At 50.9% G+C, this 25494-nt stretch carries 19 protein-coding genes; 4 read left to right on the forward strand and 15 right to left on the reverse strand.

Translation table 11 applies throughout. The annotated features are described in order from the left end of the window. Positions 1–5: 5 nt before the first annotated feature. The 8 genes from J0X00_RS05445 to cobA all read right to left on the reverse strand — a co-directional run bounded on the left by J0X00_RS05445 (position 6) and on the right by cobA (position 11977). Positions 6–1493: a PAAR domain-containing protein gene (locus tag J0X00_RS05445; protein ID WP_282476566.1), complete on the reverse strand. Its 1488-nt coding sequence runs from the start codon at positions 1491–1493 to the stop codon at positions 6–8. Next, positions 1494–3557, reverse strand: coding sequence for a type VI secretion system tip protein TssI/VgrG (gene tssI / locus J0X00_RS05450; RefSeq protein ID WP_282476567.1), 2064 nt, complete (start codon positions 3555–3557; stop codon positions 1494–1496). Positions 3558–3777: 220 nt separating this feature from the next. Then, entirely contained in the window at positions 3778–4296 is a 519-nt protein-coding gene (locus J0X00_RS05455) for an Hcp family type VI secretion system effector (protein WP_136485598.1), read from the reverse strand. A 253-nt stretch (positions 4297–4549) separates the two neighbouring features. Continuing rightward, on the reverse strand, positions 4550–6298 hold the full coding sequence (locus J0X00_RS05460) for a bifunctional protein-serine/threonine kinase/phosphatase (RefSeq protein WP_282476568.1): 1749 nt from the start codon (positions 6296–6298) through the stop codon (positions 4550–4552). Positions 6299–6520: 222 nt separating this feature from the next. Then, complete coding sequence (locus tag J0X00_RS05465) at positions 6521–7990, reverse strand: NarK family nitrate/nitrite MFS transporter (RefSeq protein ID WP_282476569.1); 1470 nt, start codon at positions 7988–7990, stop codon at positions 6521–6523. A gap of 73 nt (positions 7991–8063) precedes the next feature. Further along, positions 8064–8408 carry a nitrite reductase small subunit NirD gene (gene nirD, locus J0X00_RS05470; RefSeq protein ID WP_282476570.1) on the reverse strand — a complete coding sequence of 115 codons (345 nt, stop codon included), beginning with the start codon at positions 8406–8408 and terminating at the stop codon, positions 8064–8066. Between the two features lie 83 nt (positions 8409–8491). Beyond that, on the reverse strand, positions 8492–11041 hold the full coding sequence (gene nirB / locus J0X00_RS05475) for a nitrite reductase large subunit NirB (RefSeq protein WP_282476571.1): 2550 nt from the start codon (positions 11039–11041) through the stop codon (positions 8492–8494). 102 nt (positions 11042–11143) lie between these two features. Beyond that, entirely contained in the window at positions 11144–11977 is an 834-nt protein-coding gene (gene cobA / locus J0X00_RS05480; protein WP_282476572.1) for a uroporphyrinogen-III C-methyltransferase, read from the reverse strand. A gap of 397 nt (positions 11978–12374) precedes the next feature. Between cobA and J0X00_RS05485 the strand changes: the two genes are divergently transcribed. After that, a complete protein-coding gene (locus J0X00_RS05485) occupies positions 12375–14864 on the forward strand; it encodes a nitrate reductase (RefSeq protein ID WP_282476573.1) in 2490 nt (829 codons plus the stop codon). A 501-nt stretch (positions 14865–15365) separates the two neighbouring features. Next, a complete protein-coding gene (locus J0X00_RS05490; protein WP_282476574.1) occupies positions 15366–16370 on the forward strand; it encodes a hypothetical protein in 1005 nt (334 codons plus the stop codon). 91 nt (positions 16371–16461) lie between these two features. On the opposite strand, the gene J0X00_RS05495 is transcribed toward J0X00_RS05490, so the two are convergent. Next, positions 16462–17031: an RNA-binding S4 domain-containing protein gene (locus J0X00_RS05495; RefSeq protein ID WP_282476575.1), complete on the reverse strand. Its 570-nt coding sequence runs from the start codon at positions 17029–17031 to the stop codon at positions 16462–16464. A 134-nt stretch (positions 17032–17165) separates the two neighbouring features. Beyond that, positions 17166–17777 carry a glutathione S-transferase gene (locus tag J0X00_RS05500; RefSeq protein WP_282476576.1) on the reverse strand — a complete coding sequence of 204 codons (612 nt, stop codon included), beginning with the start codon at positions 17775–17777 and terminating at the stop codon, positions 17166–17168. A gap of 126 nt (positions 17778–17903) precedes the next feature. Between J0X00_RS05500 and J0X00_RS05505 the strand changes: the two genes are divergently transcribed. Beyond that, positions 17904–18485, forward strand: a complete 582-nt coding sequence (locus J0X00_RS05505; protein WP_282476577.1) for a TetR/AcrR family transcriptional regulator — start codon at positions 17904–17906, stop codon at positions 18483–18485. Beyond that, positions 18485–18901 carry a DUF296 domain-containing protein gene (locus J0X00_RS05510; protein WP_218562114.1) on the forward strand — a complete coding sequence of 139 codons (417 nt, stop codon included), beginning with the start codon at positions 18485–18487 and terminating at the stop codon, positions 18899–18901. The genes J0X00_RS05505 and J0X00_RS05510 overlap by 1 nt, the downstream gene beginning before the upstream one ends. Before the next feature lie 88 nt (positions 18902–18989). Here J0X00_RS05510 and J0X00_RS05515 read toward each other — a convergent pair whose 3' ends face one another. The 5 genes from J0X00_RS05515 to J0X00_RS05535 all read right to left on the reverse strand — a co-directional run bounded on the left by J0X00_RS05515 (position 18990) and on the right by J0X00_RS05535 (position 25412). Beyond that, positions 18990–20582 (reverse strand): ABC transporter ATP-binding protein, encoded by a 1593-nt coding sequence (locus J0X00_RS05515; protein ID WP_282476578.1) that lies wholly within the window; start codon positions 20580–20582, stop codon positions 18990–18992. Beyond that, positions 20582–21625, reverse strand: coding sequence for an ABC transporter permease (locus J0X00_RS05520; RefSeq protein WP_282476579.1), 1044 nt, complete (start codon positions 21623–21625; stop codon positions 20582–20584). The genes J0X00_RS05515 and J0X00_RS05520 overlap by 1 nt, the downstream gene beginning before the upstream one ends. Then, positions 21626–22714 carry a microcin C ABC transporter permease YejB gene (locus J0X00_RS05525; protein WP_218561999.1) on the reverse strand — a complete coding sequence of 363 codons (1089 nt, stop codon included), beginning with the start codon at positions 22712–22714 and terminating at the stop codon, positions 21626–21628. Positions 22715–22723: 9 nt separating this feature from the next. Then, positions 22724–24541 (reverse strand): extracellular solute-binding protein, encoded by a 1818-nt coding sequence (locus J0X00_RS05530; protein WP_282476580.1) that lies wholly within the window; start codon positions 24539–24541, stop codon positions 22724–22726. Between the two features lie 352 nt (positions 24542–24893). Continuing rightward, positions 24894–25412, reverse strand: a complete 519-nt coding sequence (locus J0X00_RS05535) for an NUDIX hydrolase (protein ID WP_136485563.1) — start codon at positions 25410–25412, stop codon at positions 24894–24896. Positions 25413–25494 lie beyond the last annotated feature (82 nt).

A 25494-nucleotide genomic window follows, 5' to 3' on the forward strand; every position in this document is an offset into this window, starting at 1 on the left:
AATACTTAAGCCTCACTTGCCAATTTGTGTAAGTCGCCCACTTTACGCTCTTCTATCGATTCGCGCATTTGATCCATGCCATGCAGCGCGACCGAACCGCGCTTATCTTCTGTCGTTCCTGCATCAACATCCGGCATAAAGGTCGACTTGGGTAAGGTGGTTTCCAGCGCACCGTTTCGCACAGCCGAGGGAGCCAGGCGACGCAGGACAGGCGTTGTTTCTTGCACTCTGGTCAGAACCTCACCATCAACTCGATACCCGGTGACTAAGCTGTCTGCACTTTGCATCTCTGATGCAACGCCATAATTGGCTACAGTATTGCGGTGCAGACCGGCAGCATTAAAGGTTGTTGCGGGATACCCCGAGGCTTTTGACGCAGCGGAGGCTAACCCTCCCCCCAGTGAATGTCCCGCAATTTCAATATCTACCCCTTGATCTTGAATATTCAGTACAGTCTTCACTGCTTGCTTATAGTACGAAGATCGTCCGACAGCCCCCTGACTCAAATTCCCTTTAATCCAGTCACTGCCACTGTCCATTTCAGTACCTCGAAACACCAATGTCGGTTTAGCGTTTTCACCAAATACTTCGGGGTCCGGAATATAGACCTGTGATCGGAAGTTTGTACCTTTCACCTTCAGATCTTTTTGCTGTATACCCAACTCTGCCAAATCATCTTCCGTCGCCACACTCCAGCCCGAATCATTGTCAAAATCCTCCGCGACTTGCTTGCGATGTGGTTCCAATGTATTCCGCTCTTTATCTAGCGTGTAAACGTGGTCGGCCAACATGGCTTTTTCGGCTGCGTCCATATCCATACTAAAGCGCTGTGCTGTCTGCGGATCATTGGCAGACGCAGCCTGAGTAATCGCTTTTCTCGCCTCTCGGCGCTGTGCTTTGGTGGTGCCTGTTTCAAGTACATCCAGCATCTGCAATTTAGAGGCCCCGGACTGAACAACCTTAACCAGTGACTGCGCTAATGGCGGCAGAGTGGACACCGCTTTCTCCGCTGCGATATCGGCGGCGGTGCTCATTGCCTGAGAGCCCGCCAACGCAGCCAGTGCCTGCGGGGTAAATGTCGGGCTGTTCCACAAGGCTTCGACATTTTTCGCCAACGGCGTGATTTTCAAAAATGGCGACTGCCCAAGAACCGCACCTTCACCACAGGCGTGAGTATTGGATTGATAAGGCGTATCACCGATAATGACATCACCCGACCCGGAAGCCACCGAACCACCACAGTCTATGGCGTCACCGATACGTGCCGCCGGCTGACCGTTAATCGACACGGAGCCGGAACCGGCATTAATCGCCCGGCCATGCAGCCCGTGCGGTTTATAGGGGCAAGGGCAAGCGTGCAACAAGGCAGCATCACCCTTTCTGGCCGCCGGTTTGCCATTTATTAAGACATCCGGGCTACCAGCAATGATAGAAGTAGGCGGAAAACATCCGTGCCCACCCGCTGTATCGCCTAATCTCGCCGCTCCTGGCATTTACCCTCTCCTATCCGGCGCATCAGGTTGCTGAGGTTTGTCCGGCTCATCTGGCTGAGTGACGGCAGGCGCTGTCCCGGTTCCCGGAGAGCCTCCATCGTTAATTTTGACTTTAGCCCCAGAGATAGTAACGCCTGCACTGTCTAATTTAATAAAGCCTCCCGGCCCTTTAATAGTCAGTGAATTGCCGGCATCTAAAACAATGTCCGCGGCTTTCAGATAACTTTCATTGCTGACTGCAACACGTTGGTTTGCGCCGATTTGTTTCTCTTCAGATGCTGCGATCTGGGTGCTGACACCACCATCGATTTTGGAAATAACTCCGCCGGTTACCCAACGGTTTATCTTACCTAAAACTCGTTGCACCAGGTTGCGGCCCACTTTGATATGGTGATCTTGTCCCAACTCTTCGGTGACATTTTTTCCAATCGAGCGGTGGACATTCTCTGTCACCAGTTCGTACTGGTGTCGACCAATATGAGAGTGGAAATCCAGCCCGACAGATTCACGATGAATATTGTTAATCACCACATCCTGATCTTTCTGCGCGTGAATATAAATCTGCTCGATGGACGCCTGATCTTCGAAGCGAATTTCGTTTGAACCTTCCCCCTGATGGGTTTGGGTTTTTAACACTGTACGGGTCTTATGATTCGGCAGCAGATATGGTGCAACGTTGGTTGCGTGGTAGGTTCGGCCAGTGATAATCGGCTGATCCGGATCGCCATGCAAAAATGAAACAATAACCTCATGCCCGATACGGGGAATAGCAACAAAACCATACTGAGCACCTGCCCACCCCTGGGATACACGCACCCAGCAAGAGCTGTGCTCATCTTGTTGACTTTCACGGTCCCAGGGAAAATGCACTTTCACCCGGCCATGTTCATCACAAAAAATCTCTTCACCGGCCGGGCCGACCACCTCACCAATCATCGGGCCATCGACATGAGGTTTGGCGACAGGTGCAGCTCGCCAGGTCAGGTTCGCCGGGATGACCTTAAACTGGTTTGAATAGGATGTCTGACCGGAGCCCCCTTCTTCTTCAAGAGCCTGAGGCTGAGTGCCCTGATGAGAGACTTCAACAACCAGCCAGTCTCGGTTCGCGCTCGGCTCAAGATTGTCGGTGAGATCGAACTTTATTCCGGCCTGAATACCGGCATAATTACTTTTACCCACAGCATGCACGGCATCTCGTCGCAGATATTCCAACCGAATACGACTGAACGCGGCACCGCTGGTATCGTCTTTATAGCGACCAGGATAATCAAAATGCTCATAGGTCGATTGCTGAAAACTCAGATCCGTCCCTGACTGTTGCTGCAGAAAACCGTAGTCCGGCTTTTTAAAGCTGTAATCCTGCATCGTCAGATGGCTGGGCTCACTTTGATTGACCAAAGTGAATGAAGACACATAGCTGTCATCAACCTGCCCTCCGGACAAACCGTTGTATGGTACAGGTAGAGCGAACTTAGCAATCAAGGCACTGTCATCGCTGAAACATACCGTGTGTTTACCATCGCTTTGCTGAATGTGATAAACCAGACCTTCTTCAGCAGCAAGACGATGCACAAACGCCAAATCCGTCTCCCGGTACTGAACACAAAACTCTCTTTGCGAGAGCGTTCTCTTCAGTGAGAAAGAAAAGTTATCAATCCCCATTTCCTGCAAAATAGTGGTGATGATTTGTTCAACGGTTTTCAGCTGGAAAATCCGGCTGTTTTGTCTGAGTGACAAACGTTCCAGCGCTGGTACTAACGTCAGGTTGTAAAAGGTATGGTGATGACCAATATCCGCCTGTCCGAATTGACGCACGATGCCATGAACAAACTGAACCGGCTGGCCATTCCTTAACACGGTCAGTTGCGCCGACTTATCCACCACCTGGCTCGCTTTAATGCCAGATTGTCGGCTCGCTAAATCTATCTCATAACGGAAGCCATAACAGGTGACACAACCGCTCATCACACTGTCAGAGACCGATTCTTTGCCACGGTACTCTGTCACCACAAACGTATCTTCGGGCATTCCGTCCACAGAGAGAATAAATTGTAACTTTGCCATTTTAAACCTTATTACCTGTTGGCCCTGAACCAAGCCGTTAGCTTCGAAGCACGCAGTTAGCCCTAAACCAACCAAGTAGTTTTTAACCAACTGAGCTTCTAACAAATGAGTTTGCGACTACGTCAAATTCAACCTAAACGAATTTTCAACCCACTGAATTTGAAACAAAGCCCATAGACGAGCACGCGTAGCGTAGTCTACAGGCTTATTTCAGCGTGGTTTACGCTTCGATTGGTTTGCGCCAGTCGTCTGAACCCGATGTACCTGCATTAACGTGATCCCAGGTGATTTTGCGGTAAGACATGGCAACAGTCAGGTTTTGGGTGAAATCCGATTTGGCCGGATCCTGGCAATGTGGCATTTCACAGTGAATATCGACGATAGAAGCATTCTCAAGCTTGGTAGTGAAGAAGTTTTCTTGCTTACCTTCAATTGAGGTGCGGTACCATTTCAGCTCAACGCTGGTCATTTTTTCACCAGAAGCCAGTGCGTTATAAAGCAGAGGGACGGCTTTGTTCAGCGAGACCGTAAAAGTGAATGGTTTGTGTACACGCTGGCCTGATGGCTGACCAGACTGAGGATCGGTTGGCACAGTCACGTTATGGTCAAAATACTGCACCAGCATTTCGTCTTCGTGACCTTCTACAAAAGAATCGCCAATTGAATCAGCAGTACATGCACCAGCGGTGATAAGACCCTGAGTCTGGCCTTCAATAGAGATATAACATGGAGTTGGCATCACTTTTTCCTTAAACAGTGTGAGAACAAAGCATCATAAAATGCTGTTTCACTCACACAATTTTTGTGCCACCACCATGCTCTTTTTTACTCAATAACTTATGTAGACAACATTGTTAATAGGGTAAGGATTTACTTCATTCGAGCAACTTTTTACCTATCGCGAGCAAATTGTTGCCACATTTATATCATTTGTCAGAGGTCTGAATTTCACCCATATGACTTATGATAGTTCTTCGCACGAGTTAGCCCGCTCACAGCAACATCACCCCTTCCAGAAGCGCGACGGCGATCGCCAGCAGTGCGGTGGCTTTCCAGAACAGCTGCGGATTGCGCTGCAATACGGGTTTGTGTTTGAACTCTTTCTGTAAGCGGATGTTGGGTGTAAACAGGTCGAGAATAAAATCTCCCAGCGCCTGATAACGCTGTGCAGGTGATGGATGAGTGGCTTTGCGTAGCGCCAGATCGACCCATAACGGGATATCAGAGCGAAATTGTTCGATCGGCCGGTAGTCCCATTTGATGTGCCGGGCGGACTGCAAATGGGTAGACTGTCTGGCTTTATATGGCAATTGTCCGCTCAGCATCTCGTAAGCGATAACAGCGATCGAAAACAAATCTGACAGCACTGTCACCTCACTGCCATTGATGTATTCCGGCGCAATGTAGTTGACCGCGCCAAGCGGGGCCTGTGGCTCAGGAACAGCTTGCATCTCTTCCAGTCCCATCACTTTAACTGCGCCAAAATCGATGATTTTGACTTTACCATCGCTGGTCAGCATGATGTTTTCCGGCTTCAGATCGCGGTGCACCATATCAGCTCGCTGAAACACTCGTACCGCTTTCACCACTTCGCTCAGAATGGTACGCACCTGGGCCAGTGATGGTGCGGGGTTATCAAACATCCACTGCCGCAGGGTAATGCCTTGTACCCATTCGCATAGCTGGTAGATAAACGGTGAATCAGCCGGCGTCGGATACACTTTCATGACCCGCTCGCTGTTGATTTGCGAACCGACCCAAAATTCGTTGGCAAAATGAACCAGATAATCCCGATCATCACTGTATTGCAGCGAAGGAGCTTTCAATACCCTGCTTTCACCGCTCGCCACCTCGGTCACCCGATACACATGGCTGCGTGAACCGGCATACAACACCTCATCAACCCGATAACCATCCAGGCTCTGTCCGACTTCCAGCGCGGGCGGAATCACCCGCGTCAGGGTCATCACCTGGTGTTCCAGCAAAGTACGTTGCGGTAGCTGCCTGACCTTGAGCAGCAGACAACTGACGTTATCCTGGCTGCCGTTGTCCAGCGCCTGCTGACATAACGCCTCACTAAGCGCTTGCAGGTCCAGGCCGGACTCCTGGTTCAGCGCATCCAGCATGCGGGTTTCATCGACGAAATCATGTACGCCGTCACTGGTCAGAATAAAATAGTCGTCAGGTTTGAGAGTGACGGTCTGATAGTCGACATCGAGCCGGTTATCCATGCCCAGTGCGCGGGTCAGATAAGCTTGCTGACCAAACTGGGTACGTTGATGATCCCGGGTCAGCAAACGCAATTTGCCATCCCGCACCCGATAGATGCGGGTATCGCCAACATGAAACAGATGCGCTGTGTTGGATTTAAAGATAGCGGCACTGAAGGTCGTCACCAAACCGTTGTGGGTCAGATTCTGTTGGCAGCCCTCTTCATACAGCGAGCTGTTGAGCGCGGTTAAGATCTGGCCGGCGCTATGGCGAATGCTCCAGCTGTCCGGGGTGGCGTAATAGTCATTAATAAACTGCACCACCGCGGTATGGCTGGCTTTCTGACTCTGGTTGCTGCAACTTACCCCGTCAGCAATACAGGCCACAATACCTTTATGCGCCACAACATCGGCCGCGTGTGGCTGCTTCACCAACAAAGCGTCCTGATTGTGCTGCCGGGTTCCGGTCAGCGAGGTACCGGCATGATCAATCATCAGTGCCTGTCCCTGTTTCATCTGCCTTGCATGCATAGAGATCCCCTTCACTTGCTCTGCTTAGTCAGCCTGATAGTGACTTTACCAGTCTGACCGAACAAAAGCTCAACACAGCCAGGGAAAACAGAACCCGAGCAACATTGAGCTTTTGAACGACTTAATCACACGAGCTTCGCTGTGCGGGCGAAACGTCTCATCAAGTCTCCCGATAAATCCGCTAAAGGAGAGCGGCGATCTGCACCGCCACTCAAGCTACCTTTAGTGTGAAACATCAATCAGAGTCACGCTGCCATCTTCATTGACTTCTGCAATCTTACCGCTCGGCTCTTCCATCAACATCAGCGCTGCAAAGCCAACCACTGCGGTCGCGGCAATCACATAGAAGAAAGTTTGATAGTCGACAAATGACAGGATCGTCAGATAAGTCACCGCGCCGACGTTACCATAAGCCCCTGTCATGCCCGCGATTTGACCCGTCATGCGACGTTTAATAAGGGGGACAGTCGCAAATACAGCGCCTTCACCGGCCTGAACAAAGAACGAACACATCATCGCCGCAGCCACTGCCAGCCAGATTGGCCATTCGCTGCCGACTTGTCCCATCAGGAAGTAACCCACCGCCAGACCTGCGGTCAGGATAAGCAGGGTTGGTTTACGGCCGAAACGGTCTGAAATCCAACCGCCTCCCGGACGTGACATCAGGTTCATGAAAGCATAAGCAGACGCAACCATACCCGCGACAACCGGCGTCAGTTCGAAGGTTTCCGAGAAAAACAGTGGCAGCATGGAAACCACTGCCAGCTCTGAGCCGAAGGTCGCAAAGTACAGCACATTAAGTACCGCAACCTGTTTAAACTTGTACTGATGGACAGGCTCAACCGGTTTGTCAAACACCGTTTTGTTCACTTTCCATACCTGAGTCAGTTCAACCAGGTAGAGCGCGACCAAACCGGCGTAGATAGAGTTGACCGCGACATCCGGCAGCATCCCGATACCCGCTGAAGACAGTTTCCAGGCCAGCAGAGCCAGTACCGCATACATCGGGATTTTCATCAGCAGCAGGAAGAAGAAATCGCCTTTTGAGGTCACTTCCATTGCCGTCATATGCTTAGGTTTGAAGTAAGTCGATCCTTTCGGGGTATCTGTCACGCTGCGGTAAAACACCACGGAGAACAGCAGGCTCATCAGGCCGGTGATGGCAATGGCATAACGCCAACCGTCTTCACCGCCGAATAGCACAGCCGCTGTCGGCAGGGTAAACGCCGCCGCCGCAGAACCAAAGTTACCCCAACCACCGTAGATACCTTCCGCAGTCCCCAGCTCATTGTGCGGGAACCACTCCGACACCAAGCGAATGCCAATCACAAATCCGGCACCGATAAAGCCCAGCAGGAAGCGGGCAATCGCAGCCTGGATAAAGCTATCTGCAAAGGCGAACATAAAACAGGGAATCGAACAGACAGCCAGCAAAGCCGAATAAACCAGACGCGGACCATATTTATCGGTCAGCATACCAATCACGACGCGCGCCGGAATGGTCAGTGCCACATTGAGGATCAGCAGGGTTTTGATCTCCTGAGTGCTCAGCCCCAACGTTTCTTTCACCATCTGCAGCAGCGGCGCAAAGTTAAACCACACCACAAACGTGATGAAGAACGCAATCCAGCTCAGATGTAAGATTTTCATCTTGCCGCTGAACGAAAAAAGTGAAAATTTGCTGTTTTCCATGATTCAATCCTTTTAATCAATTCAAAGAGATTCACAACCGCCGCGTCACTGCAGCGGTGTGGAAACGTTACGATCAGGCCGCATTGGCCAGCGATGCGAGAACTTGAACGACGCCATCCTGCTGACGAACCGGATAGGTTTTCAGGCGGTATTGCGCATCTTCCAGACACTCGCCGCTCAGCAGATGAAAATGCTGTTTATACAGGGGAGATGCCACATAAGGTTCACCGCCAAGCGACCCCATCATGCCGCGCGACATCACATTCGCCTGGCCAATCGGATCGAAGTTGGATACGGCGTACAGCTGACCGCTGCGCTGACAACTGAAGATCGCAACCTGTTCCCCGCCTACCAGTGCACATACACCGACGTTAGGCACCAAGTCTTCTGCCTGACAAATGGTTATCCAGTTTTCCATTGCCCTTCTCCTGCTAATGGCTCAATTTATCACTGTTGAATAAGTCCGTGGCCGTTGTGGGTTATTCCACTTCCACGTTGTAGTTATTCCACTTCCACGATATCAATCTGCTGCTGGCGCTTGTCCACCTTTACCGCTTTGGGGAATCGCTGCTCGCGCACCGAGACAAACTGCAGACGTTCATCACGTTGATCACTGTTGATGAAGTGATTGAAACGCTTTAGTTTCTCTGGTGATTCCAGTGTGGTTTTCCATTCGCACTGATATTTAGCGATGTTTTCGGCCATGGCCTGTTCCAGTTCAACGCAGATGCCCAGCTTGTCTTCAATTACCACCTGTTTGAGGTACTCCAGACCACCGTCGAGGTTTTCCATCCATACTGAGGTGCGTTGCAGGCGATCGGCGGTACGAATGTAGAACATCAGAATACGGTCGACGTACTGGATCAGAGTCTGATCATCGAGGTCGGTCGCGAACAGGTCAGCGTGACGCGGGCGCATACCGCCATTACCGCACACATACAGGTTCCAGCCGTTCTCGGTTGCGATCACGCCGATATCTTTCGATTGCGCTTCCGCACACTCACGGGTACAACCGGACACCGCAAACTTGAGTTTGTGTGGTGAGCGCAGACCTTTGTAACGGTTTTCAATATCTATTGCGAAGCCGACACTGTTACCGACACCATAGCGACACCAGGTGCTGCCGACACAGGATTTCACCGTACGGACCGATTTACCGTAGGCATGACCGGTCTCAAATCCGGCCTCCACCAGCTGGTTCCAGATCTGCGGCAGATCGTTCAACTGCGCGCCGAACAGGTCGATACGCTGACCACCGGTGATCTTGGTATACAGGTCATACTGTTTAGCCACTTCACCCAGCACAATCAGTTTGTCCGGAGTGATCTCACCGCCGGCGATACGCGGAACCACTGAATAGGTGCCGTCTTTTTGCATGTTGCCGAGATAGATATCATTGGTGTCCTGCAGCTCCATGTGCTGGTTTTCCAGAATATAGTCATTCCAGAACGAGGCCAGAATCGAGCCCGCGGCCGGTTTACAAATTTCACAACCATGACCAGTGCCGTATTGGCTCAACAGTTCATCAAAGGTCTTAATCTGATTAACCCGCACCAGATCGCTCAGCTCCTGACGGGAATAAGCAAAGTGCTCACACAAGTCATTATTAACTTCGACCCCCAGGCTGAGCAGTTCGCTGTCCAGCACTTGTTTTGCCAGGGCTGAACAACCACCACAGCCGGTTGAAGCATTCGTGCTTTCTTTTAACCCGGCCATGGTGGTGCAGCCACTGGCCACCGCTTGTTTAATGTCGCCTTTGGTCACATCAAAGCACGAACAGATCACAGCGCTATCAGGCAGCGCATCAATTCCGGTTGCCGCCGTGTCATCCTCGACGGCATTGGGCAGAATCAGTACCGACGGGTTGGCAGGCAGCGGCATGTCGTTTTGTTTCAGTTGCAGTAAGGTGCCGTAAGCCTCGGCATCGCCGACCAGCACAGCGCCGACGATACGCTTGCCGTCGGCAGAGACGATCAAACGTTTATAAACCTGGTCAATTTCATCACTGTAGGTATAAGACTGCGCGCCTTCGGTGCGACCATGCACTTCACCGATGCTGGCCACGTCCACACCGAGTAGTTTGAGTTTGGTGCTCATATCCGCACCGGTGAATGCCAGCTCAGAGTCTTTATCCAGAATGTGTTTCGCGGCCACTTTCGCCATTTGATAGCCAGGCGCAACCAGACCAAAAATCTGGTTGTGCCACAGTGCACATTCACCAATCGCATACACATCTTTATGGTTGGTCTGGCAGTAGCTGTTGATAACAATCCCGCCGCGTTCACCCAGCGTGATATCGGAGCTGCGCGCTAGTTCATCCTGCGGACGAATACCGGCAGAAAAGACAATCATGTCGGTTTCGAGATGACTGCCGTCAGCAAAGTTCATCCGGTAGCGAGCCTCTTCACCGGCCACGATCTCACTGGTCGCTTTTTCCGTGTGTACCAATACACCCATGGCTTCAATTTTGCGGCGCAGCAGCGCACCGCCCCCATCTTCCAGCTGTACCGCCATCAGGCGCGAGGCAAACTCAACCACATGAGTTTCCAGACCGAGGTTTTTAATCGCGTTAGCCGCTTCAAGCCCCAGCAAACCGCCGCCAATCACCACGCCGGTTTTGCTCTGCTTGCTCGACAGCTCAATCGCATCCAGATCTTCCAGGGTGCGGTAAACAAAGCAGTGTTCGTGATCATTGCCCGGGATCGGCGGCACAAACGGATACGAACCGGTCGCCAGCACCAGTTTGTCGTACGCTTCAACGCGGCCGCTGGCGGTAACCACCTGCTTGTCCGCGGTATTGACCTGCACCACTTTCTCGTTGACCACGTATTTCACACCATTGCTCTGGTAGTAAGCCTCATCGGTCAGCGCCAGATCCTGTGCCGTTTTACCGGTAAAGTAAGATGTCAATTGCACGCGGTCATACGCGAGACGAGACTCTTCGGAAAAAGTAATGATCTCCACATCATCACGCTGGCTCTGGATCAAAGTGTCGATAAATTTGTGGCCGACCATGCCATTGCCTACCACCACGATTCTTTGCTTACTCATAGTAATCTTCCCTAATGTAAGTTTGTCTCTACGACTCATATTTGGTCTGTTGAGCCTGGTTTCCTGTCCTGCGCCAATTGCTGGCACGCAGTAAAATCTGAATTAAGCGGTTAATCTGAACGCTTGATGCTCGCTCGCCTGTGCGCGCTGAGAAAGTTGCTGTAACCATTCCATTTGGTTGGCAACACTCACCACTTCGCCAATCACAATCAGTGCCGGAGACTGAATTTGATGCTGAGTCTTGATCTGACTAAGCTCGCTCAGAACACCGGTAAAGACTCGCTGCTGCGCGGTACAACCGTTCTCAATCATGGCCACCGGGGTATCCCTGCTCATGCCATGAGCCATCAGTTCCGCGCTGATGAGATCGGTTTTACTCAACCCCATATAAATCACTAACGTCTGATTAAGCTGCGCCAGCGCAGACCAGTTAACCGATAACTGTTTGTCAGCGTGAGCGGTAATAAAAGTGCAGCCCTGCGCCAGTCCGCGATGGGTAAGCGGAATGTTGGCATACGTCGTGCAGCCTGATGCGGCAGTAATGCCGGGAATCACGTCGACTTTAATGCCCTTTTTAGTCAGGTAGAGCATCTCCTCAGCACCGCGACCAAATACGAATCCATCACCACCTTTCACCCGCACAACATTCACGCCAGACTGAGCGTACTTAGCCAGAATCTGATTGATTTCATCCTGAGTGGCACTGTGATGACCTTTGGCTTTACCGACATACAGCGTTTTCGCCTCAGCAGGAAACAGCGCGCGGATGTCTGCACTGACCAGATTATCAAACACAATAAAGCGCGCATTCTGAATAGCTCGTAGCGCTTTGACCGTCAGCAGATCCGGATCACCCGGTCCCGCACCCACTAAGGTGACGATACCTGTAGCGTTAAGAGCTGTACTGCTGAGCATTGTTTTCATGTCTGACTTCATGGTTGGCTCCCTGCACTGAAAATGATTTTTGCTAAATCCAACAACGCAATTTGAATGCCAAACTTTAAAAATTTGCAGGAGATATTTTATTTTCTATTTATTTTTCATATACATAAATTAAATAATCAATCAGAAACGCTGGCTAAAAACACGGCACAAAAAAGTAAATACTGTTATTTTATGAGCACTCACGGTGCATTTAATTCTTGAGTGGTGCAATACCTATACCTCCAAAGGGTAATACCTTAAAAACACACCTACCACTTTAGTGGTATAATAATATTTAAATTACTGTTTTTATTGATTTTAATTTAATTTATTCCAACTTTTCACATTCTGGTTTATTTATTGCACCTAACACAAACAAAGGAAATAAATCAGAATAGGGAGCATCTGCATGTCACGTGAGAATGATGGATGGATTAAGACAACGTGTGCGTATTGTGGTGTGGGCTGTGGTGTCGAAGCAAGGCCCAAGCTCAGCGGTGAATTGGAGATCAGAGGTGATAAAAGTCACCCGTCCAATTACGGTAAGTTGTGTACGAAAGGAATCGCCCTGGGCGATACGATTATTACTGACGGACGTCTGCTCACGCCGACTCTTAATCCCAATGACCAGCCACAAGCCCTCGACTGGAGCAGCGCAACGACATTAATCGCCGATAAATTCAGTCAGGCCATTCGCGACTATGGATCGGACTCTGTCGCTTTTTATGTCTCCGGTCAGTTGCTGACCGAAGATTATTACGTTGCCAACAAACTGATGAAGGGATTTATTGGCAGCGCTAACATCGACAGTAACTCGCGCCTCTGTATGGCCTCTTCCGTGGTTGGCCATAAACGTGCGTTCGGCTCAGATACCGTACCCGTCTGTTATGAAGATCTTGAACTGGCCGACATGGTGGTCTTGGTCGGATCAAATCTGGCCTGGTGTCACCCGGTGCTGTTCCAGCGCTTACGTGCTGCCAAGCAGGTCAACCCCGAACTTAACGTCGTCGTGATCGATCCGCGTAAAACGGACAGCTGTGACATTGCCGATCAGCATCTGGGATTACATTCCGGTTCGGACGTAGCGCTGTTTAATGGCTTGCTGACTTATCTCGACCAGCACCAGCATCTCGATCACACTTATATCAAGGCGCATACCCAAGGTTTTGAGCAAGCGTTGCAAGCGGCCAGTGCACAAGCGGACATCGCAGAGATTACCGGGCTTTCACATCAGCAACTCGACGAGTTCTATCACGCTTTTGCAACTCAGCAAAAAGTAGTCACCCTCTATTCTCAGGGCGTCAATCAGTCGAGCATCGGCTCAGACAAAGTCAACAGCATCATTAACTGTCATCTGGCGAGTGGTAAGATCGGCTACCCGGGCTGCGGCCCTTTTTCCGTGACCGGACAACCCAATGCCATGGGCGGGCGTGAAGTCGGGGCACTGGCCAATACCCTGGCCTCTCACATGGAGTTTGATAACCCGCAGCACCATCGGTTAATTAGCGATTTCTGGCACACCGACAACCTGGCAACTCAGCCCGGCCTCAAAGCGGTGGATCTGTTTGATGCAATGGCTGAGGGCAAAATTAAAGCGGTGTGGATTATGGCGACCAACCCAATGGTCAGCCTGCCGGACAGCGATAAGATCCGTAAGGCACTGCAAACCTGCCCGTTTGTGGTGGTGTCTGATTGTATCGCCGATACTGAAACCACACGCATGGCGGATTTAGTTGTGCCGGCTCAGGGCTGGAGCGAAAAATCCGGTACGGTGACCAATTCAGAGCGCCGGATCTCACGCCAGCGCCGTGTTATGCCAAGCCCCGGCATGGCTAAGCCGGATTGGTGGATCATCAGCCAGGTCGCAAGCAAAATGGGCTACGCGCAGCAATTCAATTACCGTCACGAGGGCGAAGTGTTTGCCGAGTACGCCAGGTTATCTACGCTGGGCAATCTCAGCGGTGAACGTGATTTCACTCTGATTGGCCTGACTCAGCTTGATGACCAGGGCTACAGCCGCCTGACGCCACAGCAATGGCCGGTGGTTGAACTGCAAACCGAGATAGTCAACCAGCGTCTGCTGACCGAGGGCCGCTTCTATACTCCTGATGGTAAAGCCAACTTTATCGCCACCCATCACAAAGCGCCGCATGACGGGACCAGCAACCGATTTCCGTTATTGCTCAACAGCGGCAGAACCCGCGATCACTGGCACACCATGTCACGAACCGGTTTATCGGCTCGTCTCGGCGAATACCGTACGCAGCCTTACGTGCAAATCCATCCGAACACAGCAGCTTACTATGGCATTACCTCCAATCAACTGGTCAAGATTCATAACACGCAAGGGCAAGCTCTGGCGCGGGCAGAAATTTGTGCACAAGTGCTTCCCGGCCAGTTGTTCATGCCGATTCACTGGAATAATGCCACAGCGAAACAGAGTAAGCCGTGCGCACTGATAGCGCCTTTTACCGATAAGCTTTCCGGCCAGCCGGAATTTAAACATACCGCAGTCAGCATCGCTCCATATGCGTTACAAAGCGCAGCACGTTTTGTAACGCGCACTATGGTCACGTTGGATGGGGTCGAATACTGGGCCAGGCAGAAAATCGAACACGGTTATCTGTACCATATAGAATCGTCTTTACCCGCACATCAGTTGGCGAATCTATTGAAGCAACAGCTACACTCCGGCTACGACCAATTACTGAGTGTTGACAGTGGTTCAGCAGGCTCACAGCAGCGCTGGGTGACCGTCTGTGGCGAGCAAGTGTTGCAGGCTCTGCATGTATGGGCGCAATCATTACCGGCTCCCGTCGATGACCTGAGCGAACTGCTCAAGTCTCCGTTCAGCGATGAACTGGCCGGTGCACTGTTAGCCCTGCCTACCGTTGCCTGAGCGCAGCCATCTAACCTCCATATCTTCCTTTACTCATCAATAATCCGGCTCAGTCTGTTTAGCCGGGTTATTGCCTGATCGAGACTAATCTCGCCCTCTTCTCAAGCGCTCACCTTATATTCAAACAAATTAACAGAACATCGTTTTATAAAAATGGTATCCTATCGCTCCGATTGTCCTTAGACCAACTATGGCTAGCGTTCACAGACTAACCGAGGGCAAAGAACATTTCGTAAAGCGCGGCAACGGTCAGCGCACCACTTATCATAAAATTGATACTGTCATTGAGATTACCAAATAGTTTTCACCCTAGATTTCCACATTAAAGAGGTTCCCTTGCAACGTCACTCCTTCTTAGCATGCACGCTGCTTGTTTTCTTAACCGCCTGTTCCGAAGACACGACTACTGCGGCAGAATCCGCACAGACTGCCGACAGCACATCCCTCCCGACTGCACGAGAAACCTGCGCTACGCTGGGCATTAGCTTTCAGCCGTTGAACTTGCCAGACAGTTCCAGTCTGATTTTAGTCACTAATTATGCGGATCTGCTGACGGCAATTAGTGCCGGCTATCGCTACATCAAGATCCCTGCCGGAGTCACCATAGAGCTTCCGAACCAATCCGGGGCTTTGTCACTTGGCCTCGGCCAGACGCTGTTCGGTGAACGCGGCCAGGTCGACAATCCGGGTAAGCTGGTGGTTTTGCCGCTCGAAACAGATTCAGATGACAAGTACCCGGTGATCACTCTGGCCAGCCACAGCCGAATATCCGGTCTGATCATTGAAGGTCCAGTGCAAGTCAGCAACAGTGATAAGCAGACTATCGGGATGCAGGCTGAGTCGTATTCGACCGATGTGATGGTTGATAACAACGAAATATACGGCTGGCCCTGGGCAGGCGTGTCGCTGAAACAAAGTCATCGGGCTTTTATTAACAACAACTATATTCATCACAATATCAAAAGTGAACTTGGCTACGGTGTGGTGGTGCAGAACGGTGATACCAGCGCCACTATCCAGTGCAACATTTTCTCCGCCAACCGTCACGCCATTGCAGGTTCAGGCAAGCTTGGTGAAGGTTACCTGGCTCAGTATAATCTGGTGATGCAGGATGGCGGCCGCGGTGCCTATCATCAGTTCGATATGCACCAAGGCAGCGAAGGATACGGCGGCAGCTATGTGCATGTGATGCATAACTGGTTCAACTATGGCGACTATGGCACCTCAAATCGCTCCTCGGTGGGTATTCGCGGGATACCGGAGCAAGGGCCGGCAACGGTAGAAAAGAATATTTTTAAATCGCAGTATCATCTCACCGCTACAACTACAACAGTAACCGGCGTCAGCGGTTCAATCCCATCAGAGCAAGATCAGCTAGCCAATAACACTTTTGGTGCGGTGTTTAATTTTTCACGCATTGATGATCAAAGCTGCGAAATGCAGGCCGCGGATGAGAATATAGCCGTGAGCTGTGCGGCTGTGGGCCTGGGAGAAGAGGTATTTTAGCGTCAGTACCTTTGGCACAGTCCTCAATCATGAGATAAAAAGGAGCCTTATCGGCTCCCCTTGATCAACAGATTTCCCGTTATACCGGCTATCAGAAGAAACGAATCGCGTTGCGTCCGCCCTCTGATTGGGCTGGGATGCTATCGGCGTTATTATCGACAGCCGCTTTATCTGGCGCAGCCTTTGCTTTGTTTGGCTTGGCAGACTGAGAGAGAGGGTGAGCTTTGTTCTGGCCTTTTTTACCAGCCTGAGCACCCTTTTTACTGGCTGCTTTGTTTTTGTCTGCCGACTTTTTCTTGTCAGCAGATGGCTGGCTGTTATTGTCTTTCTTCTTCGCAGCCGGTGCCGCTTTCTTCTCTGCCTGTTTCACAGGTTTTGGCTCGGCTTCGGTAACGGGTGCATCACAGATCACCAGGTAATATTCCTGATCAAACTCCACCAGGTCGCCATCGTACAGCTTGCGGCGCTTACGGGTTTCGATTTCACCGTTGACCGCCACATAACCTTCAGCGATCGCGTATTTCGCTTCACCACCGCCACTGACGACGTTGGCAATCTTCAATACTTTATAGAGTTCAATAGGTTGTTCATCGACTTCGACACCAATTGCCTCGATTTCGACTTCTTCTTCATCCCACTGAGCTGCTTCAAATTCATTCATGATCATTGTCTCTACAACATTTAGCGCTAGTGTACCGAAGCCACCCGCATTAATAAATCAAATCCTGCAGACTCACTGATTAACGGATAAGAAGCGTACTCTATACCAAGCACATCCCTGAGATATCCTTGCGTTTACTGAAATGACGGACGCTGAGCGATGACTTGCTGCCAGCGGGCAATATTGGCGAACTGACCAGTCACATCGATTTCCAGTGCTTTTTGCGCAAAACCCACAAAAATAAACGCGGTGATATCGACGATGGTAAACGCAGAACCGGCAACATAGTCACTTTGCGCCAGACGAGCATCCAGCAGGGGCAGAAATTCAGCTACGCGTGATTTGCTCTCTTCACCCCAGGCAGCGACACAGGTTTCACGATCCTGATAAATCCCGCTCAGGTTACGAAATGCCTGAAATCCGGCATACAGGCCCTGAAATTCGACCACGCGATGCCACATTTCGACCTGCGCTTTGCTCAGCGCATCATGGCCAAACAGATTTTTGTCGTTAGCTGTCGTTTCATCAAAATAACGGCAGATCGCGACACTTTCACATAAAGTTGTCCCATCATCCAGTTCCAGCATCGGCACCTTACCGTTGACACTCTTATGCTTGAAGGTGTCAGTCAGGTTATCGCCTTCACGCACATTAAGCGCAACACGCTCGACATCGACTCCCAACTCTTTGAGAAAAATGCTGACCCGGCGGCAGCTTGGCGTCATGGCGGTTTCGTATAGCTTCATTTTACATCCCTTTCATCTTTAACTGAACGATCGTTTAGGATAGACTTTAGCGGTAAACTAAACGATCAGTCAAGAATCATTTTAACCAGCCTGATAAGCTCGGGCGCACCAACGAGGCAGATAACCATGGCCAGAAAATGTAATTTTGATCGCGACCAGAAGCTGACCCAGGCCATGGAACTGTTCTGGCAACGGGGCTATGTCAATACTGCGATTTCTGATCTGATCGATGCGCTGCAAATCAACCGCTTCAGCCTGTACAACACCTTTGGTGACAAACAGCAACTCTACTATCAGGCGTTGGATAAATACCTGCAGTCGGTCTCTTTTCCGGCACTGGCGGAGCTGCAAAAGCCGCAGGCATCGCTGAGCGAGATAGAGCACTTTCTGCGCCAGTTCGCAGAACTCCAGCGCCAACGCAGCTGTGGCTGTTTTATGCAAAACGCGTTAGTGGAACATGCCGGAGAGGATGAGCGGGTACTGGAACGTGGTCACCAACTGTTTGATCACTTAACCGAGGTGCTGACACAGGCGTTAACCAAGGCGGTCGCGAGCGGCGCTGTGGCCGGCAATCTTGCCCCTGCGGCGCTCGCCAGCCTGATCCTGACCCAGATGCAGGGCATGCGCGTGCTGGGCAAAGCCAAACGTTATCAGGACCTTGAGCAGGCACTGGAAACCCTGCTGCAACTGATTAAGGGAGAGGCATGATGATCAATGTTATCGCCACCCGTCTGACCCGGGGCGCCGATCTGAAACAGTCGATCCTGGCACTGATCAGGCAGAACCAGGTGCAGGCAGGGTCTGTCGCGTCCTGCGCCGGATGCTTATCAACGCTCAATATTCGACTTGCGGACAGTCACAGCACACTGAGTATTGAAGCACCGTTTGAAATTGTCTCACTGATGGGCACCCTGACCCATGCTCACCTTCATCTGCATATTGCAGTCGCTGATGCAAAGGGCAAAGTCTGGGGCGGTCATTTGCTGGATGGCAATATCGTCAATACCACAGCAGAACTGATTATCCATCACTACCCGACTCTGCAGTTTGAACGCCAGTTTGACAGCGATACCGGCTACAGTGAGCTGACGGTCCATGAATCGGCTCAAACAGAATCGTCTTAAACCCCAGTCTGCTCAAACCTATTCGTATTGAAAACAAAGGCCCGGCATTGCCGGGCCTTTGTCTGTCACTCAAACATTGCAAGCAACACTAAAACGACGACAGGCTGACCAGCTGACGGGTATAAGGCTGGCCGGGATTCTGAAACAGGTCCAGCGTCGGACCCTGCTCTACAATTTCACCCTGCTTCATTACTATGGTGTAATGACACAGTGATTTCACCACGTTGAGATCATGGCTGATAAATAGATAGGTTAAGCCGTATTTTTCCTGCAGCGATTTGAGCAAATCCAGCACCTGCGCCTGTACTGTGCGATCCAGAGACGATGTCGGCTCGTCGAGCAGAATAAATTCCGGTTTCAACACCAGAGCCCGGGCAATCGCAACCCGCTGACGCTGACCGCCGGAGAACTCATTCGGATAACGATGGCGAGTTTGCGGATCGAGATCCACTTCGCGCATCGCATCACAGATCGCCGCATCAATCTGTTCGTCGCTGAAATCGGTATGCACGTACAGGCCTTCACCAATCACCTGTGCCACTGACATTCGCGGATTGAGCGCCGAAAACGGGTCCTGAAATACCACCTGCATTTTACTGCGGTACGGCAACATACCTTTACGATCCAAACCTTGCAGGTCGTGGCCGTCGTACTCAATCACACCCTGCGAATTCACCAGTTTCAGGATTGCCATGCCGGTGGTTGATTTGCCTGAACCACTTTCGCCGACCAAACCAATCGAATGACCTTTTCTGAGTTCAAACTGCATGTCCGTTACTGCTTTCACGTGGTCTACGGTGCGTTTAAGCAGGCCACCGGTGATGGGAAACCACACTTTGAGATCCTGAGCTTTGAGCAGAACCGGGCTGTTGCTGTCCACCGGTACCGGTAAGCCACGCGGATCAGACTGGATCAGCAATTGGGTATAAGGATGCTGCGGCGCCGCAAACAGAGTCTTACACTGATTAACCTCAACCAGTTTGCCTTCCTGCATCACGGCTACCCGATCGGCAATGCGGCGCACAATGCTCAGATCATGCGTGATGAACAGCATCGCCATACCGAGCTCTTGTTGCAGCGATTTGAGCAGATCGAGGATTTGCGCCTGCACTGACACATCCAGCGCCGTGGTCGGCTCGTCGGCAATCAGCAGCTGCGGCTCATTAATCAGTGCCATCGCGATCATCACCCGCTGGCGTTCACCACCGGATAATTCATGCGGATAAGCGTTGATCTTACTGGCCGGATTTCGGATACCGACTTTTTCCAGCCAGCTGATTGCGAGATTCTCCGCTTTTTTCTGCCGCATGCCGCGATGAATAGCCAGGGTTTCCACCAGCTGCTTACCAATTTTGTGCAGCGGGTTGAGTGACACCATCGGCTCCTGAAAAATCATACCAATCCGGCCACCGCGAATACCGCGCAACTGACGCTCGGAGCATTGCAGTGTATTCACCCCGGCAAAATTGATTTGACCTTCCAGATAATGGGCCGAACCTTTGGGCAGCAGCTTTAAAATCGCATTCGCGGTCACCGATTTACCCGAACCGCTCTCGCCCACCAGCGCCAGAGTTTCGCCTTTATTGATCGACAGCGATACCTGATGAGTCACCGCCTGCACCGCATCACTGCGGCCAAAGCCGACCGACAAGTTTTCGATTGTGAGTAATGCTTCGCTCATCAGCCTCTCCGTTGTAAATGGGGGTCAAACGCATCCCGCACGGCTTCACCGACAAATACCAGCAAAGTCAGCATCAGCGACAACACAACAAACGCCGAAATACCCAGCCACGGAGCCTGTAAATTGGTTTTACCTTGCGCCAGCAATTCACCCAGTGATGGTGAACCGACTGGCAGACCAAAACCGAGAAAATCGAGAGACGTTAAGGTGGTGACCGAGCCTGACAAGATGAACGGCATCATGGTTAATGACGCGACCATCGCGTTCGGTAACATGTGGCGCAAAATGATACGGGTGTCATTCACCCCCATCGCCTGCGCCGCGCGTACGTAATCAAAATTACGGCAGCGTAAGAATTCTGCCCGCACCACGCCCACCAGACTCATCCAGCTGAACAGCACCATAATGCCGAGCAACCACCAGAAATTCGGTTCGACAAAACTCGACAGAATAATCAACAGAAACAGGGTTGGCATGCCTGACCACACTTCGATAAAGCGCTGGCCGAGTAAATCCAGCCAGCCGCCGTAATAACCCTGAGTGGCACCAACTACCACGCCAATCAGCGAAGAAATAATGGTGAGGACAAAACCAAACAGCACTGAAATACGAAAGCCATAGATGATCCGCGCCAGGACATCACGCCCCTTATCGTCGGTGCCCAGCCAGTTGACACTGTCCGGTGCAGACGGTACGGATCCGACAATATCGAAATTGATGGTGTCGTAACTGAAATGGATCAGCGGCCAGACGATATAACCTTTCTCTTCAATCAAATCGACCACATACGGGTCGGTGTAATCCGCTTCGGTCTCGAATTCACCGCCAAAGCGGGTTTCGGCGTATTGCTCGGCTATCGGGAAAAACCACTGATGATCGTAAGAGATAAACAAAGGTTTATCGTTGGCAATAACCTCAGCAAACAAGCTGATAAAAAACAACAGCGAAAATATCCACAACGAATAGAAACCGCGCCGGTTGGATTTAAATCGCTGCCAGCGCGCCGCGTTGAGCGGATTCACTTTTTTACTTCTCAACACCATTTAGCGGGCCTCAAAATCAATACGCGGATCAACCCAGGTGTAGGTCAAATCCGAAATAATGCCGAGTATCAGACCAAGTAATGTCATGATGTACAATGAGCTGAATACCACCGGATAATCACGCTGAATCGTGGACTCAAAGCCCAGCAGGCCAATGCCCTCCAGCGAGAACATCACCTCAATCAGCATCGAGCCGGTGAAAAAGATACTGATAAACGCACTCGGAAAACCGGCGATGATGATCAGCATCGCGTTACGAAACACGTGCTTGTACAGAATACTGCCCTCATCCAGCCCTTTAGCACGTGCGGTGACCACATACTGCTTATTGATCTCATCCAGAAACGAGTTTTTGGTCAGCATGCTTAGGGTCGCAAAGCCACTGATCACCATGGCGCAAATCGGCAACGCCAGATGCCAGAAGTAATCGATGATCTGCTGATACCCGTTGAGCTGGTCAAAATTATCCGACACCAGCCCCCGCAGCGGGAACCAGCTGAAGTAGTTGCCACTGGCAAACAGAATGATCAGAATAATCGCAAACAAAAAACCGGGAATGGCATAACCGACGATCACCACCGCACTTGACCAGACATCAAAGCGTGAGCCGTGATGAATCGCCTTCATGATGCCGAGCGGAATTGAGATAAGGTAGATGATCAACGTACTCCACAAGCCGAGTGATATCGACACCGGCAGTCGGTCAACAATTAAATCAATCACATTACCGCCGCGGAACAAACTTTCGCCGAAGTTAAACGTGACGTAGTTTTTCAGCATGTCGAAATAGCGTTCGTGCAGTGGCTTATCAAAACCAAACTGACGTTTAATCGCTTCCACCACCTCAGGATCCAAACCACGAGAGCCCTTGTAGCCGGTCGGGTCACCATTGTCGACTTTCGACATGTCGACTTCCTGCCCCCCTCCGGAAAAGCGCTCCATGATGCCGGAGGTATGGCCCTGCAGGTTGGCAATCGCCTGCTCAACCGGCCCACCGGGCGCTATCTGGATGATGAAGAAGTTAATGGTAATGATGGCCCACAGCGTTGGTATCACCAACAGCAAACGGCGAATGATGTACGCAGCCATAACTTCCTCTTAACGACGCTTCTCAGGTAATTTTTCGGCCTTCTGTTTGGAGATCCACCAGGTATCCAAACCAAGATCGTACTTAGGCATTACAGCCGGACGCTCAAACTTATCCCAGCTCGCGACCCGGTACATACTGGTGTGCCACTGCGGAATGATGTAGAAATTCCACTGCAGGATACGATCCAGCGCTTTACCCAATGATTTCAGCTTTTCCGGATGTTCCTGATTCTTGGCGATATCCAGGGTTAGCTGATCAATCACCGGATCCGTCACGCCCGCGGTGTTGTAGGTCGAATCAAGATAATGCGAGTTCCACACTATCATCAGGTTCGGATTCGGGAACGGATTAGCAGCATAAGAAGACGAGACCATATCGAAGTCTCTGTCACGCAGGCGCTTGATGTACTGCGTGGTATCGATGTTACGGATCTTCATATCAATGCCCATCAGCTTGAGATTCTTTTGCAGCGGAATCGCAATACGTTCAGAGGTCGGGCTGTAAATCAGCAGCTCAAAAGACATTGGCTGACCGGTTTTAACATTGGTCATCACCTTATCTTTCAACTCCCATCCCGCCTCTTTCAGCAGTTTGAACGCCTGACGCATCTGCGGACGAATACGACCACTGCCATCGGTGACCGGTGGTTGATACTCTTGCGTAAACACTCGCGCCGGAATCTTATCTTTAACCGGATTTAACACCGTCAGTTCAGCGTCATCCGGTAAACCTTTCGCCTCGTATTCGGTATTCTGAAAGTAACTGCGAGTGCGAGTGTACTGACTGTAGAACATGTTTTTGTTCATCCACTCAAAGTCCATCGCATAATTCAGCGCTTCGCGAACACGCACGTCACTAAACACCGGACGCTGGGTATTAAACACAAAGCCTTGTGTTGCCGCCGGAGCATCGTGCGGAATTTCTTCTTTTTTAATGAAACCGTTATCAAAATTGGCGCCGGTGTAAGAGGTCGCCCAGTACTTAGCCTGACTCTCCTGGCGTAAATCAAACTCACCGGCTTTGAACGCTTCCAGCATGACGGTGTCATCACGGTAATAATCGTACTGCACCTCTTTGAAGTTATTACGACCGACATTAACCGGTAAATCTTTGGCCCAGTAATTATCATCCAGTTTATAGGTCACACTCTGACCAGGTTTGAACTCTTCCACTTTATAAGCGCTGCTACCAACCGGCGGCTGATTAAGCGGTTCTGACAGGCTCTTATCCTTCCAGAAGTGCTGCGGTAACACACGAGTTGACTGCGCAAAACTAAACAACTTTTCACGATTCGGCTCTGCCATTTCAATTCGCACTGTTTTGTCATTCAGCGCTTTAACCGATTTTATTTCTTTGTAGTAAACCCGGTACTGAGGCACGCCTTCAGTCATAAACTTGTTGAAGGTAAATTCCACGTCGTGCGCGGTAATAGGCACGCCATCCTGAAAACGCGCGTTGGGATTGATGTCCAGCTCCAGCCAGGCGTAATCATCCGAGTAACGCACTTTCTCTGCAATCAAAGGATAGTAAGAGTCAATTTCGTCAGCCGGTGAAAACATCAACGGATCGTAGAGCTCACCACTGGCTGCCGCAGCGACGCCACGCGAGGCGTAGCGGTTGAAGTTATCGTAGGTGCCGACCTGGCCATAAGTCACTTTGCCGTATTTTGGCGCATCGGGATTAACATAATCAAAGTGAGTGAAGTTTGGCGGATACTTTGCTGTGCCGAAACCCACCAGGCTGGTACTTTCGATCACATCAGCGAGAGAGAAATGGCTGGTCAGAGCTAATATCATCCCTAACGCCATTGGTCTTACTTTCCCCATTCAAAAATCCTTCTGCTTAATGTTGCGTCTGGCGCCGACATTGCGTCAGTCCGAGGACACGATCATTTCTTATCAATAATTCAGCTAGTTATGAGTATATACCCTTTAGATCCGAGATGCAGTATTCCATCGTTGACTGCGGGTCTGGCTGCAAAACTGTTCACCTTGCCAGACCGACTATCCACCCTGGCAGACAAGCCGGTCAGCTGTGCGTCAATCTCTTGCAGGGACTGATGCTATAGACAGCCCCGGCATCAGCAAAGTTCAAACAATTCAGCCACCTGTGAAACGGGATATGGATGCACCGAGCTAACCGATATGAGCACGCTACACCAGATACGCCAACCGAGGTTTACAGCAGTTCTCTGGCGATCAGGCGCAACAGGAAAGTCTCCCGCTCCACACTCATGCCCTTTTTATCGCTTTCGGTCATCGTCTTTTCATTGTGGCGTATCGCATCATTAATATTAATCCACACCGGCTTCATGCCATTTTTGACTTCATAATCTTCAAACCGCGTTTCGCCCAGTACTCGGTCAATTTTGCAGGTAAAACAATGGGAAATCATATGCATCACCTCGGCGTCATCACGATACCAGGGACGAAACTCCTCATAGATGCCATAGGGTTGAATATGATGAATATTCTTCGCACCCGTTTCTTCTTCCAGTTCCCTCACCAACCCCTGCAGAATATCCTCATGCGCATCGACCCCGCCGCCCGGCAGGGTGTAATCGTGATAGCGTGCGGTATACAGCATCAGAATATCTTCACCATCAACCACAATGGCCCGCGCCGCCTGACGCTGAATGATGCGATACTCGCTTAACGGTCCGAGTTCGGGATGGGTGGCAGTGTGTATATGTCTCATTTCGATTCCTCACCAGTTTTGCCGCCCACTTTATACCAAAACTCCCTGTTAACGCAGGGATTTTACCCACATGCGACGCCCT

The sequence above is a fragment of the Vibrio sp. ABG19 genome (genome assembly GCF_029962385.1).
In the GTDB taxonomy this organism is placed as follows: domain Bacteria; phylum Pseudomonadota; class Gammaproteobacteria; order Enterobacterales; family Vibrionaceae; genus Vibrio; species Vibrio ostreae.